18 protein-coding genes and 2 tRNA genes are annotated in these 15,619 nt (G+C 26.5%); 15 read left to right on the top strand and 5 right to left on the bottom strand.

What is annotated here, in order from left to right:
• The first annotated feature begins 5 nt into the window (after positions 1-5).
• Positions 6-776, top strand: a complete 771-nt coding sequence (locus ACIJYE_RS03385) for an MBL fold metallo-hydrolase (RefSeq protein ID WP_435091185.1) — start codon at positions 6-8, stop codon at positions 774-776.
• Here ACIJYE_RS03385 and ACIJYE_RS03380 read toward each other — a convergent pair.
• From ACIJYE_RS03380 to ACIJYE_RS03370, 3 genes are read right to left on the bottom strand one after another with little or no spacing between them, the layout of a single operon-like run.
• Positions 771-1,322 (bottom strand): glutathione peroxidase, encoded by a 552-nt coding sequence (locus ACIJYE_RS03380; protein ID WP_435091183.1) that lies wholly within the window; start codon positions 1,320-1,322, stop codon positions 771-773. The genes ACIJYE_RS03385 and ACIJYE_RS03380 overlap by 6 nt on opposite strands.
• Complete coding sequence (gene nhaA, locus ACIJYE_RS03375; protein ID WP_435091182.1) at positions 1,323-2,495, bottom strand: Na+/H+ antiporter NhaA; 1,173 nt, start codon at positions 2,493-2,495, stop codon at positions 1,323-1,325.
• A gap of 7 nt (positions 2,496-2,502) precedes the next feature.
• Entirely contained in the window at positions 2,503-3,000 is a 498-nt protein-coding gene (locus tag ACIJYE_RS03370) for a zinc-ribbon domain-containing protein (protein WP_435091181.1), read from the bottom strand.
• Between the two features lie 93 nt (positions 3,001-3,093).
• On the opposite strand from ACIJYE_RS03370, the gene ACIJYE_RS03365 reads away from it, so the two are divergent.
• The 11 genes from ACIJYE_RS03365 (at position 3,094) to ACIJYE_RS03315 (ending at position 12,158) form a co-directional block, all read left to right on the top strand.
• Positions 3,094-3,170: transfer RNA gene (locus ACIJYE_RS03365), tRNA-Pro, on the top strand.
• Positions 3,171-3,176: 6 nt separating this feature from the next.
• Positions 3,177-3,458, top strand: a complete 282-nt coding sequence (locus ACIJYE_RS03360; protein ID WP_435091179.1) for an ETC complex I subunit — start codon at positions 3,177-3,179, stop codon at positions 3,456-3,458.
• Between the two features lie 3 nt (positions 3,459-3,461).
• Positions 3,462-4,454, top strand: a complete 993-nt coding sequence (locus tag ACIJYE_RS03355) for a putative transporter (protein ID WP_435091178.1) — start codon at positions 3,462-3,464, stop codon at positions 4,452-4,454.
• Positions 4,454-5,401, top strand: coding sequence for a class II fructose-bisphosphatase (glpX, locus tag ACIJYE_RS03350; RefSeq protein WP_435091177.1), 948 nt, complete (start codon positions 4,454-4,456; stop codon positions 5,399-5,401). Before ACIJYE_RS03355 ends, glpX begins: the two co-directional genes overlap by 1 nt.
• Positions 5,398-7,101 carry a single-stranded-DNA-specific exonuclease RecJ gene (gene recJ, locus ACIJYE_RS03345; protein ID WP_435091176.1) on the top strand — a complete coding sequence of 568 codons (1,704 nt, stop codon included), beginning with the start codon at positions 5,398-5,400 and terminating at the stop codon, positions 7,099-7,101. Before glpX ends, recJ begins: the two co-directional genes overlap by 4 nt.
• Positions 7,102-7,142: 41 nt before the next feature.
• Positions 7,143-7,217: transfer RNA gene (locus tag ACIJYE_RS03340), tRNA-Glu, on the top strand.
• An 18-nt stretch (positions 7,218-7,235) separates the two neighbouring features.
• Positions 7,236-7,499, top strand: coding sequence for a GIY-YIG nuclease family protein (locus tag ACIJYE_RS03335; protein ID WP_435091175.1), 264 nt, complete (start codon positions 7,236-7,238; stop codon positions 7,497-7,499).
• Complete coding sequence (locus ACIJYE_RS03330) at positions 7,474-9,588, top strand: glycosyltransferase (RefSeq protein ID WP_435091174.1); 2,115 nt, start codon at positions 7,474-7,476, stop codon at positions 9,586-9,588. The genes ACIJYE_RS03335 and ACIJYE_RS03330 overlap by 26 nt, the downstream gene beginning before the upstream one ends.
• Positions 9,589-9,633: 45 nt before the next feature.
• On the top strand, positions 9,634-10,062 hold the full coding sequence (locus ACIJYE_RS03325) for a hypothetical protein (RefSeq protein WP_435091173.1): 429 nt from the start codon (positions 9,634-9,636) through the stop codon (positions 10,060-10,062).
• Positions 10,059-11,423 carry an HAD-IA family hydrolase gene (locus tag ACIJYE_RS03320; protein WP_435091171.1) on the top strand — a complete coding sequence of 455 codons (1,365 nt, stop codon included), beginning with the start codon at positions 10,059-10,061 and terminating at the stop codon, positions 11,421-11,423. Before ACIJYE_RS03325 ends, ACIJYE_RS03320 begins: the two co-directional genes overlap by 4 nt.
• Positions 11,424-11,438: 15 nt before the next feature.
• Positions 11,439-12,158 carry a hypothetical protein gene (locus ACIJYE_RS03315; protein WP_435091170.1) on the top strand — a complete coding sequence of 240 codons (720 nt, stop codon included), beginning with the start codon at positions 11,439-11,441 and terminating at the stop codon, positions 12,156-12,158.
• 62 nt (positions 12,159-12,220) lie between these two features.
• On the opposite strand, the gene ACIJYE_RS03310 is transcribed toward ACIJYE_RS03315, so the two are convergent.
• Complete coding sequence (locus ACIJYE_RS03310; protein ID WP_435091169.1) at positions 12,221-13,177, bottom strand: site-specific integrase; 957 nt, start codon at positions 13,175-13,177, stop codon at positions 12,221-12,223.
• Positions 13,178-13,258: 81 nt separating this feature from the next.
• On the opposite strand from ACIJYE_RS03310, the gene ACIJYE_RS03305 reads away from it, so the two are divergent.
• The 3 genes from ACIJYE_RS03305 to ACIJYE_RS03295 are packed head-to-tail and all read left to right on the top strand — an operon-like array spanning position 13,259 to position 14,202.
• Positions 13,259-13,456: a DUF6356 family protein gene (locus tag ACIJYE_RS03305; protein WP_435091168.1), complete on the top strand. Its 198-nt coding sequence runs from the start codon at positions 13,259-13,261 to the stop codon at positions 13,454-13,456.
• A gap of 49 nt (positions 13,457-13,505) precedes the next feature.
• Entirely contained in the window at positions 13,506-13,943 is a 438-nt protein-coding gene (locus ACIJYE_RS03300) for a GNAT family N-acetyltransferase (RefSeq protein WP_435091167.1), read from the top strand.
• Complete coding sequence (locus ACIJYE_RS03295; protein ID WP_435091166.1) at positions 13,924-14,202, top strand: methylated-DNA--[protein]-cysteine S-methyltransferase; 279 nt, start codon at positions 13,924-13,926, stop codon at positions 14,200-14,202. Before ACIJYE_RS03300 ends, ACIJYE_RS03295 begins: the two co-directional genes overlap by 20 nt.
• 551 nt (positions 14,203-14,753) lie before the next feature.
• Here ACIJYE_RS03295 and ACIJYE_RS03290 read toward each other — a convergent pair.
• Positions 14,754-15,605, bottom strand: a complete 852-nt coding sequence (locus ACIJYE_RS03290; RefSeq protein ID WP_435091165.1) for a DMT family transporter — start codon at positions 15,603-15,605, stop codon at positions 14,754-14,756.
• Between the last annotated feature and the right edge of the window lie 14 nt (positions 15,606-15,619).

The raw sequence follows: 15,619 nt of genomic DNA, 5'->3' as shown, positions 1-15,619 counted from the left end.
ATTTTATGAAATTTATTATATTGGGTTGTGGAAGTTCAATGGGTGTCCCTAGACCAGATGGTTTTTTTGGTTTTTGTGATCCAAAAAATAAAAGAAACTTTAGAACTAGATGTTCTGCTTTAATCAAAACTAATTTAGAGAATGTTTTAATAGATACTTCTCCTGATTTGAGACAACAAATGTTAAATCAAAAAATTAAATCAATTGATAAAGTATTATATTCACATATGCATGCTGATCAAACCCATGGAATTAATGATTTAAGATCATTCTATATAAAAAAAAAGAAACCAATTAATATTTTCGCTGATCAAGCTACTTCTAGATATCTTAAGAAAAGTTTTTCATACTGTTTTAATAATTTTAGTAAAGAATATCCTGCTACTCTTAAACTAAATAGAATAAATAATAATTTATTGATCAAAGACACAAGGAAAAATAGAAAAATTAAACCTATAAAAGTACAACACGGTGAAGTCCATTCTATATGTTATATAATAGATAAAAAGTTAGCATATATCAGTGATGTAAGTAAAATATTTAATAAAGATTATAAATATTTTAAAAATTTAAAATATTTGGTTATTGATTGTTTGTGGTACAGAAATCACCCATCACATTTTAACTTAGAAAAATCATTAGAGATGATAAAAGTTTTTTCACCAAAAAAAGCAATATTAACAAATCTACATACAGATATAGATTATGTTAAAATTAAAAAATTATTACCTAAAAATGTTATTCCTGCTCATGACGGTTTAACCATCAATTTATAAAATTTTCTCTATTTTTTTTACTATTTTTTTAGACATTGGGCTTGTAAAAGATGCATATGTGTCTTCAACTTTACCATGTTTGTTTATCAATATTTTATGAAAATTCCACTTAGGCACTGTTGAGCTTCCAAAAGTTTCTTTAGCCCATAAATATATAGGGTGTGCATTATCACCTTTAACATCATATTTGCTTGTCATCGGAAAAGTAATATTAAAATTAGTTTCACAAAAATCTTTAATTTCAGAGTTTGCTCCTGGTTCTTGATTACCAAATTGATTAGATGGTATGCCAATTACAGTAAATCCTTTATCTTTAAAATCTTCATATAATTTTTGAAGATCATCATACTGTTTTGTAAAACCACAGTTACTTGCAACATTTACCAATAACAATGTCTGTCCCTTAAAATCTGAAAAGTTTAACTCATCTCCATTTATAGAGTTAATTTTAAAGTCAAATAATGTTTTGGTATTTTCTGAAGTACCTTTGTTTAAGAATGAGAACATGAAAATTATAGTATAGATTAATATTTTATGCTTTATCATCTATTTTTTAGCTGAAACCAACAATAAAATATAACCAAAAATAGTTGAAAGTAACGATCCTGTCAAAACTCCAATCTTAACACCATCAATGTATTGCGTATTTTCCACAAAGGCTAAGTTTCCAACAAATAAACTCATAGTAAAACCTATACCTGTCAATATTGAAACACCATATAAACTTAACCAATTTGAATTATTTGGAGCTTCGGCAAATTTAAATTTAATTGATATGTAAGAAAATAATAATACACCGATTTGTTTACCAAAAAAAAGTCCACATAAAATACCTAGTGGGACAGGGGCCATTAAACTAGATAGTGACAAACCATCTAAATTCACTCCAGCATTTGCAAATGCAAAGAGTGGCATTATCATGAAAGCCACATAAGGAGAAATTGCATGCTCTATTTTGACAAGTAAAGAAAAATCTTTATCTTTAATTCTATGAGGAATTACTGAAGCTAATAAAACACCAGCTATAGTCGCGTGAATTCCTGATTTGTATGTAAAAAACCACATAAATAATCCAATAAATAAATAAGGCGTAAATATTTTTACTGAAAATTTATTTAAAATTAAAAGAAGTATATAACTTAATAAAATAAGGCTTAGATATGGAACGCTTAATTCTCCAGAATAAAAAAAAGCAATAATTAAAATAGCTCCTAAATCATCAATTATTGCTAATGCAGTTAAAAAAACTTTTAGTGACATTGGAACTCTTGAACCTAATAAAGATAATATTCCTAATGAGAAAGCTATGTCTGTTGCAGATGGTATGGCCCATCCATTCATTGTTTCAGTATTGCCCCAGTTAATAAAAACATAAAAAAGTGCAGGCACTAACATTCCCCCGACAGCTGCAATAATTGGTAAAAGAGCTTGTTTGATGTTTGAAAGTTCGCCTTGAATAAATTCCCTTTTGATTTCTAAAGTAACAAAAAAGAAAAAAATTGCCATTAAAGCATCATTAATCCAATGATGTACTGAAAGTTTTAATCCAAATTCATTTATTCCGATAAACAAATATGTTTCTAAAGAATTGAAATAAACATCACTAAATTCATTATTACTTACAATAAGAGCAATTATAGCTGCTATTAACAAAACTAAACCACTTGCTGCTTCTAATTTAAAAAACCATTTAAAAGGTTTTGACAAATAATTAATCATAAAAAAATTAAGTTAAATCAATAATAAATAGTTTCACATCTTTCAATAATTCAAAAAGGTTGAATAAAATAATTTCTAGTTCTGGAAAAAAGTTAATTAAAGGTGATTTTAGAGTATCTATTAAGATTATTAAGGCTACAAGAGAAATAATAAAAACTAATAAATAAGAAAAGAAATTAACTACTCTATTATTTTCAACTTTCGTATTATTAATTTTATTATTTTTTTTTATTTTAGTTAATTCTGTAATTGTTTCATTTTTTTTTATTCCCGGCGCATCATCATCTACTACATTCCTGTTATTATCACTCTTCTGAATATCTTCTAATACTGGAGTTTTTTGATTATTATCATTATCAGCGACTAGATTTTCAAAGCTAATATTTTCATTTTTATAGTGCCAACTGTAATCACAAGATCCACATTGGATTAATCTACCTCCCTCAGGTATAAGCTCATCTTCAACATTGAATTTTTTATTACAATTTAAGCACTCAATAATCATAATTTTTTTATATCAGATTCTATTAAAATTACCTTTAATTTGCATATATTTATCCTTTTAAATAATTAAAATGTGCTGTAATAGTACTCGGATCGGAGTGTAGCGCAGCCTGGTAGCGCATCTGGTTTGGGACCAGAGGGTCGCAGGTTCGAATCCTGCCACTCCGACCAGCATTTATGAATAAAGCTATAATTTATATTCCAAATAAAAACCCTATGCAGTCAGGTATTGCAAAAAATAATAAATGGGTGTTAGAATTTAAAACTAAAGATCCTACAAAAAATCCTTTAATGGGCTGGGAAAGTTCTACTGATACATTGACCGAACTTAAGCTTGAGTTTTCATCTAAAGAATTAGCAATCAATTATGCAAAAAAAAAGAAAATTGATTATGATTTAATTGAACCAAAGAAAAGAAAAACTGTTAAAAAATCATACGCTGATAATTTTTTAAAATAAACTATGTTTAGATTTTTTAAATTAAAAAAATGGTTTGTATGGTCATGGTTAGGGTCTCTAATTATTTTATCATCTTTATGGGTACAAGTTAAAATAGATGTAAAAATAAATGAATGGTTTGGCATATTTTATGACATGATACAAAAAGCTCTTGCTTCACCTAATGCAATAACAATTGAAGAATATTGGTCAAGTTTAGCTTCATTTATCACATTAGCGGGTATGTATATCGCTCTTTATGTTGCTATTAGTTTTTTTACAGCTCACTATTTGTTTAGGTGGAGAACAGCAATGGTAGAATGGTATCATAGTGTTTATGATAAAGCTGGAAAGATAGAAGGTGCATCCCAAAGAGTTCAAGAAGATACAATTAAATTTACGCGTATTATGGAAGGTCTAGGTACAAGCTTTATTGAGTCAGTAATGGTTCTATTTCAATTTGTTCCAATTTTACTTGGTTTATCTATTGGTATTCCAATTTTCTTTTTTGGTGATTGGCAATATGGTTTAATTACAGGAGCATTACTTTGGACACTTGGAGGAACAATATTTTTAATTGGATTGGGCTGGGTATTAAGATTAGTTGGTGTAGAATATGACCTTCAAAAAAAAGAAGCCGCATATAGAAAAATATTAGTAATAGCCGAAGATGATCAGAATGTGAGACCAAAAACAATTGATGAACTATTTACAGATGTTCGTTCAATTCATTTTTTAAGTTATGTTCGTTATTTATATTTTAATATTGGTAGAATGGCTTATTTGCAGGCTAATGTATTGTCAGCTTATGTGTTTTTAGCACCAGCAATAGTTGCTGGTGTTGTCACTTTAGGGGTTATGCAGCAAATTATAAGAGCTTTTGGAAGGGTAGAAGGGTCTATGCAGTATCTATTAAAATCATGGCCAACAATCATTGAACTAGCGAGCGTTTATAAAAGATTAAGAGAATTTGAATCTCAAATAATTGAGAAAGAATTAATTGATGAAAAAATTTAATGGCAATAGATAAAAAATTTATTGATCAATTTATTAATATAACTTCAAGAGCAGCTTACGCATCATCATTTTTTATAGGTAAAAAAGATAAGATAGGGGCTGATAAAGCAGCCGTAGATTCAATGAGAACAGAATTAAACAAAATAAATATGACTGGTGAAGTGGTCATAGGTGAGGGTAGTTTAGATGAAGCTCCTATGCTTTACACTGGAGAAATTCTTGGTACTAAAAATGGTCCAGATTTTGATATCGCTGTAGATCCAGTTGAAGGAACTAATTTTGTGGCAAATAATTTGCCTGGTGGTTTAACTGTTTTGGCTATAGCTGAAAAAGGAAATTTATTTAACGCACCAGAAACCTATATGAATAAAATAGCAACAGGAAAAATCGAAAAAGGATTAATTGACCTTGATTATCCATTAAAAGAAAATATAAAAAATTTATCTGAATTTAAAAATAAAGATATCTCATCATTAACAGTTTGCATATTGGATAGACCTAGACACAAAGAAATTATTGATGAATTGAATGATTTGAATGTAAATGTTAAATTAATCTCAGATGGAGATGTTTTAGGTGCTCTTTATGTATCAGATCCAAAATATAATATTGACATGTTTATGGGTATAGGAGGTGGTCCAGAAGGTGTACTAGCTGCATCAGCACTCGATTCATTTGAGTGTCATTTTCAAGGTAGATTTATTTTTGATAATGAAAAAGATATTCAGCAAGCTAAAACTATGGGGATTAAAGATTTAGATAAGAAGTATGAATTAAGCGAAATAATAAAAGGAGATTCAATATTTTGCGCAACAGGAATTACAGATAGCAGTTTTATTAAAGGCATTACTTTAGATCAAGATAGATACATTTCAGAAACTTTAATTACGCATAAAAACACAAATTATAAAAAGTTAGTAAAAAATGTTAATTCAATTAATGAATGATTTCTGTTTCTGGTAAAAATTGGATCGAACGTAAAGTAAATAAAAATTCAGTTGAAAAAATTAAACAAGATTACATGTTTAATGAAATTTTATCAAAATTAATTGTTTCAAGAAATTTTGATGAGGATGAAATTAGCAACATAAATAACAATTTAAAAATTATTAATATTTTTAAAAATGATAGTGATTTTAAAGGTGCTTCTGAAATATTAAATATCTCTATTAGGAATAATGAAAAAATATGTATTCTAGGCGATTATGATGCTGATGGAACAGTAGCAACTTCATTACTAGTTAGATATTTTAACTATATCAAACAACCACACTTTTATTATATACCCGATAGAGTAAAAGATGGTTACGGTGCTACTAAAAAACTTTTTCAAAAACTCATTTTAAATCAACCAAAACTAGTAATAATGGTTGATTGTGGATCAACATCCAATGAAGCAATAGATTTTCTTAATGAAAATAAGATTAAATCAATAATATTAGATCATCATGAAATAAATAAACCTTATCCAAAGTCAAATATAATTATAAATCCTAAAAAAAAAAATACTTATGACGAAGATATTTATTTGTGTGCCACTAGTTTAACTTATTTTTTTTTAGATTATTTTATAAAGAAGAATAATTCAAATTTTAGAATAGATAAATATTTAATATACGTTTTACTAGCAACGGTTTGCGATGTTATGCCCTTAAGAAAAATTAATAAAATTATAGCATCCAATGTAATTAAAAATTTTAGAATAAATGATAACGCTGTATTTAAATTTATATTTGATCAACTCGGTCTAAGTAAACAATTTTCAATTGAAGACTTGGGTTTTTTAATTGGCCCCATAATAAATTCTGGTGGGAGACTTGGTTTTTCTAATTATGGTACAGAACTATTAACTACTGATGATCCTAAATTAATTCAAAAAAGATCTATTGAATTAATTAAACTTAATGAAAAAAGAAAAATATTAGAACAAAATATATTAGATGAAATTGATTATGAAAAAATTAATAAACAAAATCAAAAAGTTATAATCTATTATAATGCTAATATTAATGAAGGACTTATTGGCATTATCGCAGCACGATTAAAAGATTATTTTAATAAACCATCTATTGTAATTACAAAATCAAACAAAATCTTAAAAGCTTCAGCTAGATCAACAAAAGATTACAACATTGGTAAATTAATAAAACTACTTATTGAAAAAAAGATAATACAAAACGGTGGTGGTCACAATATGGCAGCTGGATTTTCTTTGAAAAAGGAAAATGTTTTGTTACTAGATAATTTTATTCAAAAAGATTACAAAAAAAATATTAAAGATTTAGAAACTGTTTTTAGATATGATGCTGAGATTTCTGCTACATCCATAAATACAAACTTATTTAACGAAATTAATAAATTAGGTCCTTTTGGAAATGGTAATATTTTACCTATATTTTTAATCAAAAATGTAAAAATATTAAAATCTAATATAGTTAGTGAGAGTCATGTGAATGTTATAATAAAACCTCACATAGGTACTTCTATTAAGGCAATTTGTTTTAATTGTGCAAATACTAAAGTAGGTCAATATCTGTTATCTTACAAAAAACAAATTAATATAATTGCACAAATTACTGAAAACTCTTGGAACAATAAAAAGTCATTACAGCTTAATATAAAAGATTTGATACTTTCAGTTAATTGAGCTTGAAATATATTAGCTTTTAAAATAAAAGATCCTCAAATGGTCCCTTCGTCTATCGGTTAGGACAGCTGGTTTTCATCCTGCAAAGGGGGGTTCGATTCCCCCAGGGACCGCCAAACAAGACAAATCATGATATGGTTTACTATGTATATTTAATAAAAACCTTAAAGGGTTTTTATAATAAGTCTTATGTAGGTTATACAAATAACCTTCTTAAAAGAATAGATAAACACAATACAAATTTAGGTGCAAAGTCTACAAAAGGTTATAAATGGGAGCTAGTATTTAAAAAAAGATTTTATTCAAAAAATAAGGCTCTTTCATTTGAATATAAACTTAAAAAAGATAAAAATAGAAGATCAAGATTAATTAATGATTTCAAAAAAAAAAATTCTTAAAATTGCTACAATTTTACCTTACAAAGAAAATTATTCTGTTGATAAGGCCTCCGCAGCTTCTCTTTGGGTTTCTGAATTCTTTAAAGACTCAATTCATAAAGATAAAAATTATATTTATGGAAATACAAAATCAAAAGATTATTTAACTAAAAATTATAAAAATATAATTTTAAAGAATTTGTATTCTAAATTTAGAAGTTCAACTAATGAATATGTTAACAAATTATCTAAAGATATAAATAATAAAAATTTTGATATTATTGAGGTTCATAATAGACCTATTATATTAGCCAAGCTTATAAAAAAAATTCAATGTAAATATTTTTTTTATTTTCATAATGATCCATTGTCAATGAAAGGATCAAAAACTATTAATGAAAGACTACTTATATTAAAACAAGTAGAAAAAATAATTTTCGTAAGTGAGTGGACAAGAAATAGATTTTTTATAAATTTAGATAAAAAACTTATAGCTAAAACTGAAGTTGTGTACCCAAGTGTAAAGAAGCAAAAAGAAAAACCAAAAAAAAAATTTATTACTTTTGTAGGTAAACTAAATTACTCAAAAGGATATGACTTATATGAAAAAGCTATTACTAAAATTCTGAATGAATTTCCTGATTGGAAAGCCTTTTCTGTTGGTGATGAAGAACGAAGAGATATTTATATTAATCATAAAAATCATAAAGAATTAGGTTTTTTAAAACATAAATTCACTCTAGATTTGTTGAACAAGTCTGAAATTGCAATTGTACCTTCTAGATGGGAGGAACCGTTTGGACGAACTGCAATGGAAGCTTCCTCAAGAGGATGTGCAACTATAATATCTGATAGAGGAGGGTTAAAAGAGACAACTGATTATGCTGTAATTTTAAAAAAACTTGATTTTAAAATATTGTACAAAGAAATTAAAAAATTAATCATTAATACTAAATTTAGAAAACAAATTCAAAAATCAAGCAAGAACAATATAAAACATTTAATTTCAGAAAATACAAAATTAATTGACCAAATTCGATCAAGTTGTGTTCCCAGTTTTGGTCTTACAATTATTAAAAATAAACTCAAAATAGTTAATTTATATAACCAAGGTCAAAAACTTAATCACAGACTTTTTAATATTTCTTTGGGCAAAAAATTTACCAACGGTTTTATTAGAAATGGTCATGATGTTTTGGAAATTAGTGATCGTGACTATATTAAACATAATAAGTCTTTTAATGTAATTCCAAACAAATATAATTTCCAAAAATATTTAAAAGAAACTTTTAAAAATTATAATCCAGATTTGTTATTTTTTGGACATACTAAGAATATTGATATTCCAACTATACATGAAATAAAATCTTCAAATAAAAATTTGATTATTTCCCAATGGAATGAAGATCCTGTAATGCCAAGTCTTGATTATTCTAAACAAAATATTCAAAATATCAATTTATATTCAAGTATCGTTGATCATAACTTTATTTCAACTGATCCTTCTGTACTAAAAGAGAATAAAAATTTTCATTTTTTCTTTGTACCTGTTGATAGAAACATTGAATGTTATGATGTTTTTAATTTAAAACCAAAAAAAGATCTTTTTTATGCTATGAGCCATGGTGTTAACAGAGCTGTTTTAAAAAAAGGAATTGAAGATGACAGAATAATTTTTTTAGATAAACTTGTTAAGAAAATATCTGGTATAAAATATGATTTTTATGGTTTTTCAAACAAACAACCTATTTGGGGTAATGACTTTTTTAATGCTTTAATAAACTCAAAAATGGGATTAAATTTAAGCAGAGGAAAACCAACAAAGTATTATTCTAGTAATAGAATAGCATCAATTATGGGTAATGGTTTACTTACATTTGTTGATGAAAAAGTTCATTTTAATGATTTTTTTAACAAAGACGAAATCATTTTTTACAAAAATATAACTGACTTATCTGAAAAAATTATTTTTTATTCTAAAAATGATAATTTGAGAAAACAAATTGCAGCAAAAGGGAAAAGAAAATATTTTAAACTATTTAACGAATCTAAAATAGCTAAATATATGATTGACATATCTCTAGGCAAAAATTCTTCATTAATCATTTAGCCTATTTCCTATTGTAAAGCAAACTTTCTCAAATTATAAATAATAATGTTGCTTATTTCACACAGGGGTAATTTAAATGGTATTCAGTCAGATGATGAAAATAAGCCTGATTATTTAAATTTTGCTATGCAAAGAGGATTTGATGTTGAAGTTGATGTAAGATTTGAAAATAATAAATTTTTTTTAGGTCATGATTATAGTCAATATGAAACTAATTCTGATTTCCTTTTAAATAAAAAAATTTGGTGTCATGCAAAAAATCACGAAGCATTATTGGCATTGAATACAATTAATGCTCATTATTTTTGGCATCAAGAAGATGATTATACAATTACAAGCAAAGGTTTTCTTTGGACATATCCAGGTAAAAAACTTTTAACATCAAGCATATGTGTTCTACCAGAAACTGCTAATTATAAAAAAATTGAGTGCCTAGGTGTATGCTCTGATTTTATAGAAAGATACAAAAAATGATTAAAACAATAATTTTTGATTTAGATGGAGTTCTTGTAAATACAAAACTTATTCATTTTGAGGCTCTTAATATATCGTTAAAAAAATTTAAGTTTAAGGAAATTTCTTTAGATGATCATAATAAAATTTATGACGGTCTTCCTACAAATGAAAAACTTAGGATTTTGAATAAAAAACAAAACTTACCAATTAAATATTTTTCAAAAATTAATAATTATAAACAAAAAATAACTTCACAAATTTTAAAAAAAAATATTAAAAAAGATCAAAATATTTTAAAAATACTTAGATATTTACATAAAGATTATAAAATTGCTGTAGCTACTAATGCAGTTAGATCTACATTAGAAATATGTTTGAGTAAATTAGGTATATTAAAATATATTGATTACAAATTATCTAACGAAGACATTAATAAACCAAAGCCAAATCCTGAAATTTATCTAAAAATTTTTATTCATTTTGGCATATATCCAAATGAAGCTTTAATAATTGAGGATTCACATTATGGTAGAGAAGCTGCTATATCATCTGGTGCAAAATTATTACCGATAAAAAAATTAAATGAATTAACTTTGAAAAAAATTAAGTTGCAGTTATTATCTAAAAAAAATATCAATATTAATAAGATATCTTGGAAAGATAATAAAATGAATGTACTAATTCCAATGGCAGGGGCTGGAAAAAGGTTTTTTGATGCTGGCTACATGTTTCCCAAACCTTTAATAGAAGTTAATAATAAGCCAATGATACAGCTTGTTTTAGAAAGTTTAAACTTAGAAGCAAACTATATTTTCATTATTCAAAAAGATCATCAAATAAAATTTAACATTAAAAGTGTTTTAAAGATCTTGCAACCTGAATGTAAAATAATTGAATTAGATCATTTAACAGAAGGGGCTGCTTGTACAACTTTGCTCGCTAAAGAATTTATTAACAATTCTGATCCTTTGATAATTGCAAATTCTGATCAATATATAGAGTGGAATAGCTCTAAAGCACTTTATGATTTTAATTCAAAAAATTTAGATGGTGCAATATTAACTTTTGAAGCAATACATCCCAAATGGTCATATGCTAAATGTAATGATGAAGGCTATGTAATTGAAGTTGCTGAAAAAAAAGTTATTTCAAAAAACGCAACTGTAGGTGTTTACTATTGGAAACATGGCTCAGATTACGTATCATCTTCTGAAGAAATGATTAAGAAAAATCTTCGAATTAATAATGAATTTTATGTATGCCCAGTTTACAACGAATTCTTATCTAAAAATAAAAAAGTAAAAATTCATAATGTTGATAAAATGTATGGACTGGGAACTCCTGAAGATCTTAATAACTATATTAGAAATAGTAAGTGATTATACTAAATAATAATGAAATTACTTCTTTACACACATAGTGACTATAATTGGGTATGGAAATACTGGCATCAACAAACAGACAAGTATCTCAATAACTTTCAAAAAATATGTTTACTGAATAGCAATTCAAATTTTAGGGATGATTATCTTGTAATTAAATATGATGATAAGAATACTTATAAGAATAGAATTTTATCTTGTATTAATAATTTAGATGATGAAGATGTGGTTCTTTTTGCTCATGAAGATATGTTTCTCTATAGAGAACCTAATTTTGATATTTTAGATCAATTTAAAAAAATGATTAAAAATGATACATGTGATGTTATAAAACTTATCAGAGCCTTTGAGAATCTAGATAAAACAAATATTCACAAAAATCTTTTAATAAACCCTTCAAAACAACTTTTTTCAATCCAGCCCTCTATTTTAAAAATTAAGACTTTAAAATTTATATATAAAAATGTTCCTGGAAATAATATTTGGGAATTTGAAGCTAATACTAATAAAAAATATCTTAAAAATATAAAATCTTTTTGTGCTTTTGAAGAAATATTAGACGTTAAAAGAGGCAAGTTTCATTATAATAGTTCAATTTTCCCATATATTTGTACTGCTGTTATTAAAGGAAAGTGGAATTATAAGGAATATAAAAAAGAATTATTTGAAATTTTTTATAATAAAAAATTCAATTATTTAAGCTATTATTTATCAAGAATTAATTTTTATTAGTAATAAAAATAATCTTGATTACTTATTTTCAAAATTTATTTACAATAATATTGATATTTTAATTAAAACTTAATTTTATTTAATGCATTATTTTTAAATAAATTAGCTTCTTTGATATATCGCCTTACCATTTCTGTAGATTTATGTCCTGTCATAGCCATTATGTTTCTTTCTTCTACCCCAGATTCAGCTGCAGATGTTGCAAATCCTGATCTTAAACTATGACCAGAGTAATTTTTGTTTTCTATACCTGCTAATTTTAAATATTTTTTTATAATTAGAGCAACTGTTTGGTCAGTTAATCTATTAGCAGATAATTTTGACCCTTTAACAAACCTTCTAAATAACGCTCCAGAACTTATTTTTGATATTTCAATCCATTTACGGATTGAAACTACTGGGCAATAATGTGAATTGTCAAAGTAGGGAAGTCCTTTTACAGAACCTTCACCAAATTGGTCTGTTTTAGACCTCTTAAGGTTAATTCTTAGACCTTCTTGCACAAAATCTAGATCTTCATAGTCTAATGAAACTATCTCATTTCTTCTAAAACCGCCTGAAAACCCAATTAAGATAATTGATCTATCTCTAAGTTTCATTATTTCTTCTTTTTTTTGTTGATCTATTACATTAATAATTAATTTTAAATTATTGATTAATAGTGGTTTTTTGCCTCTTTGAATACTTCCTTTTCTTCTTTTAATACCCATTATATTTTCAATAATTGATGGATGTTTAGTATCCAAATAGTGACCTTTAAGCTTATGTATGACACCTATTGATACCAATCTTCTCTTTAATGTGCTCATTTTAACTTCTTTAGTAGACAAATGAGTTAAGTATAATGAAATAATTTTGGGTTCTGACGGAAAAGATTTAAAACCGTTCTGAGAGCAGAATAGACTAAAATCATTAAAATCTGATTTATAAGCTCTTATTGTATTGTTTGCCTTAGAGCTCTGAAGATTTAATAAAGTTTCCTCTTGTAATGCTTTTATGTCTGTAATTATTTCATTCATATATTACTATTGATAACCATTAATTATCGTTAGTAATAATATAATAGATTTCTTATGTCAATAAGAATATTTTAAATATTTATGATCAAAGATTCTAGAGAACATCTTAATGAAATCAACGAAACATACCTTCAGCATATGGCTGTAGCATTTAAAATTGCTATTAATATGCTACTAACAGGTGTTATCTGTTTAATTCATGGTTTGATACCAGGTCTTTTTAAAAAAACAGCTAGCAACATGATAGTTAAAATGCATGAAATTGTTTCAAGAAATTAATTAAGTTATAACAATATAATCAATAAATTAGGATAATTATTTAAAGTAAATGATTAGAAAATTAGAGAAAAAAGATAAGGAAAATTGGGTCAAATTATACAATGGATATGCAAATTTCTATAAAGTCGCAATGAACAAAGGAATTTTAGAAACTACATGGGAATGGATTCAGAATGAAAGTCATGTTGTTAATGGTATTTGCTTTGAATTAGAGGGTAAAATTGTTGGAATTGCCCATTACAGAACAATGCCAAGACCAATTAAGGGTCAATATATTGGCTTTTTAGATGATTTATTCGTAGAGCCAGAATTCAGAGGTCAGCAAATAGCTCAAAAGCTTATTAGTCATTTAAAATCCTTATCTAAAGCCAATAATTGGGATGGAATTCGTTGGATCGCCCACTCTTCAAATGAAAATGCAAAGAAATTATACGATAAAATAGCTAATAATACAGGTTTTGAACTCTATGAACTTAAAGGGGACTAAGTTTCAGCTAAAAGTCTGGAATTACTTGAAGAAAATACCCAAAGGTAAGGTTAAATCCTACCTTGAAGTTGCTAAAGCCATTGGAAAACCTAAGGCTTTCAGGGCAGTTGCTAATGCTGTAGGCAAAAACCCCTATCCTCCCAAAATACCTTGCCATAGAGTGATTAGATCTGATGGCAGCCTTGGAGGATACTCAGGAAAAGGTGGTATTCAGCAAAAAAGACGATTACTGAGGCTAGAGAAGATCTTAATTAAATAGCATTTTTTATAAACTGATTCCTTAAATTAACCTCAAAAATAAACACTTTTAAGCTATTTTAATCCTTTTTCCCATAAATGGTGTTATGCACCCTTCAGTTGTACTAGATATCGATCTTTGCTTAAAATAAGGACCTCTATGGCCGTTTAAACCGTATATTCTGATAATGCATTGCTCTAGTTTTCAATGATACCAATACTTTAAGAAGATCAAAAAAAATGTTCTTTTTTTAATTATTTTCGCTCCCCTACTGTATTTTAATATTAATTATTTATGTTAGAATGCTTAAAAGTGTTGATATTAAACAATTTTAATCAATCACAATAAATTTAATTTATTGATATAATTTTTATTAATATAAAGTTGAATATTGGATTAATGTTTATCTTATTATCACTAATTATTGAGGTTAATAAAATATATAGTAATGTTTTTTTTACTATATTGTATAATTTTTATTTTTTTTATAGATTAAAATAATTAACAATTACATATATTTAGCTAATATAACTAATCTAAAAAATTAATATATAGTAAATAATTTATTACTATTAATTAAGCTTGCTTAGATAATATTCTCTCTTAGAAATATATAGACCGCTTAATACTATAATGAAAAGACCCAGATAAGTCCAATTATTAGGAAGTTCATGAAAGAAATAATAACTAATAATAATATTAGTGATAATCTCTGTATAGCCTAAAGGAGCTAATTTAGAAGCATCAGCATATTTGAGTGATAAAATAATAAAAAGATGCGCTACAGAGGCTATAAGGCCTATTATAGCCATCATAATCCACTCATTTGGGGTTGGATTAACCCAAACCGAGGGCATAAATACACTAATTATAGCTAACCCTACTACACCTGTAAATAAAAGTGTTAAAAGCGAATTATCTGAAGTGCTAAGCTTTCGAGTAATTACCAAATAAAAACCATAACAAATACCACAAGCTAGAGCTGCTAAAGTGGCTAAATTAACATCTATAAATCCTGGTCTAATAACTATAAGTGTTCCTAAAAAGCCTACAAGAACTGCAGACCATCTTCTAATCCCTACTTTTTCACCTAGAAAAAATGGCGATAAAGCAGTGCATGTTATTGGTGCAACAAATGCAAGTGTTAAAGCTTTCGGAAGTGAAATAACTGATATTGAATAAAAAAAGCATAAAGTTGAAAAAGCAAGAATTATTCCTCTAACAAGCTGAAGCTTTGGTCTTTTGCTCCAAACAAGGGTTTCTCTAAAAAATAAAACCATTAAAGAAAGAGTGAAAACAACAGTGAAGAAATACCTGGCCCAAGTTATCTGAAAAACATCCATTGTAAGACTTAGATGTTTAGCAATTGCATCCATCACTGGAACAATCATCCAAGCAGTAGCATTTAAAATTATTGCCTTCATAGAAGAAGGATACT

It is taken from the genome of Candidatus Pelagibacter bacterium nBUS_30 (assembly GCF_051201245.1).
Taxonomy (GTDB): Bacteria; Pseudomonadota; Alphaproteobacteria; order Pelagibacterales; family Pelagibacteraceae; genus Pelagibacter.
The sequence above is the reverse complement of the archived record's forward strand: the minus strand, read 5'-3'. Positions and strand labels throughout refer to the sequence as shown.

Bases quoted from the DNA above. Each gene is read 5' to 3' on its own strand.
- ACIJYE_RS03385 (WP_435091185.1), top strand. From the start codon at position 6: ATGAAATTTATTATATTGGGTTGTGGAAGTTCAATGGGTGTCCCTAGA.
- ACIJYE_RS03380 (WP_435091183.1), bottom strand. From the start codon at position 1,322: ATGATAAAGCATAAAATATTAATCTATACTATAATTTTCATGTTCTCA.
- nhaA (WP_435091182.1), bottom strand. From the start codon at position 2,495: ATGATTAATTATTTGTCAAAACCTTTTAAATGGTTTTTTAAATTAGAA.
- ACIJYE_RS03370 (WP_435091181.1), bottom strand. From the start codon at position 3,000: ATGATTATTGAGTGCTTAAATTGTAATAAAAAATTCAATGTTGAAGAT.
- ACIJYE_RS03360 (WP_435091179.1), top strand. From the start codon at position 3,177: ATGAATAAAGCTATAATTTATATTCCAAATAAAAACCCTATGCAGTCA.
- ACIJYE_RS03355 (WP_435091178.1), top strand. From the start codon at position 3,462: ATGTTTAGATTTTTTAAATTAAAAAAATGGTTTGTATGGTCATGGTTA.
- glpX (WP_435091177.1), top strand. From the start codon at position 4,454: ATGGCAATAGATAAAAAATTTATTGATCAATTTATTAATATAACTTCA.
- recJ (WP_435091176.1), top strand. From the start codon at position 5,398: ATGATTTCTGTTTCTGGTAAAAATTGGATCGAACGTAAAGTAAATAAA.
- ACIJYE_RS03335 (WP_435091175.1), top strand. From the start codon at position 7,236: ATGGTTTACTATGTATATTTAATAAAAACCTTAAAGGGTTTTTATAAT.
- ACIJYE_RS03330 (WP_435091174.1), top strand. From the start codon at position 7,474: ATGATTTCAAAAAAAAAAATTCTTAAAATTGCTACAATTTTACCTTAC.
- ACIJYE_RS03325 (WP_435091173.1), top strand. From the start codon at position 9,634: ATGTTGCTTATTTCACACAGGGGTAATTTAAATGGTATTCAGTCAGAT.
- ACIJYE_RS03320 (WP_435091171.1), top strand. From the start codon at position 10,059: ATGATTAAAACAATAATTTTTGATTTAGATGGAGTTCTTGTAAATACA.
- ACIJYE_RS03315 (WP_435091170.1), top strand. From the start codon at position 11,439: ATGAAATTACTTCTTTACACACATAGTGACTATAATTGGGTATGGAAA.
- ACIJYE_RS03310 (WP_435091169.1), bottom strand. From the start codon at position 13,177: ATGAATGAAATAATTACAGACATAAAAGCATTACAAGAGGAAACTTTA.
- ACIJYE_RS03305 (WP_435091168.1), top strand. From the start codon at position 13,259: ATGATCAAAGATTCTAGAGAACATCTTAATGAAATCAACGAAACATAC.
- ACIJYE_RS03300 (WP_435091167.1), top strand. From the start codon at position 13,506: ATGATTAGAAAATTAGAGAAAAAAGATAAGGAAAATTGGGTCAAATTA.
- ACIJYE_RS03295 (WP_435091166.1), top strand. From the start codon at position 13,924: ATGAACTTAAAGGGGACTAAGTTTCAGCTAAAAGTCTGGAATTACTTG.
- ACIJYE_RS03290 (WP_435091165.1), bottom strand. From the start codon at position 15,605: ATGAAGGCAATAATTTTAAATGCTACTGCTTGGATGATTGTTCCAGTG.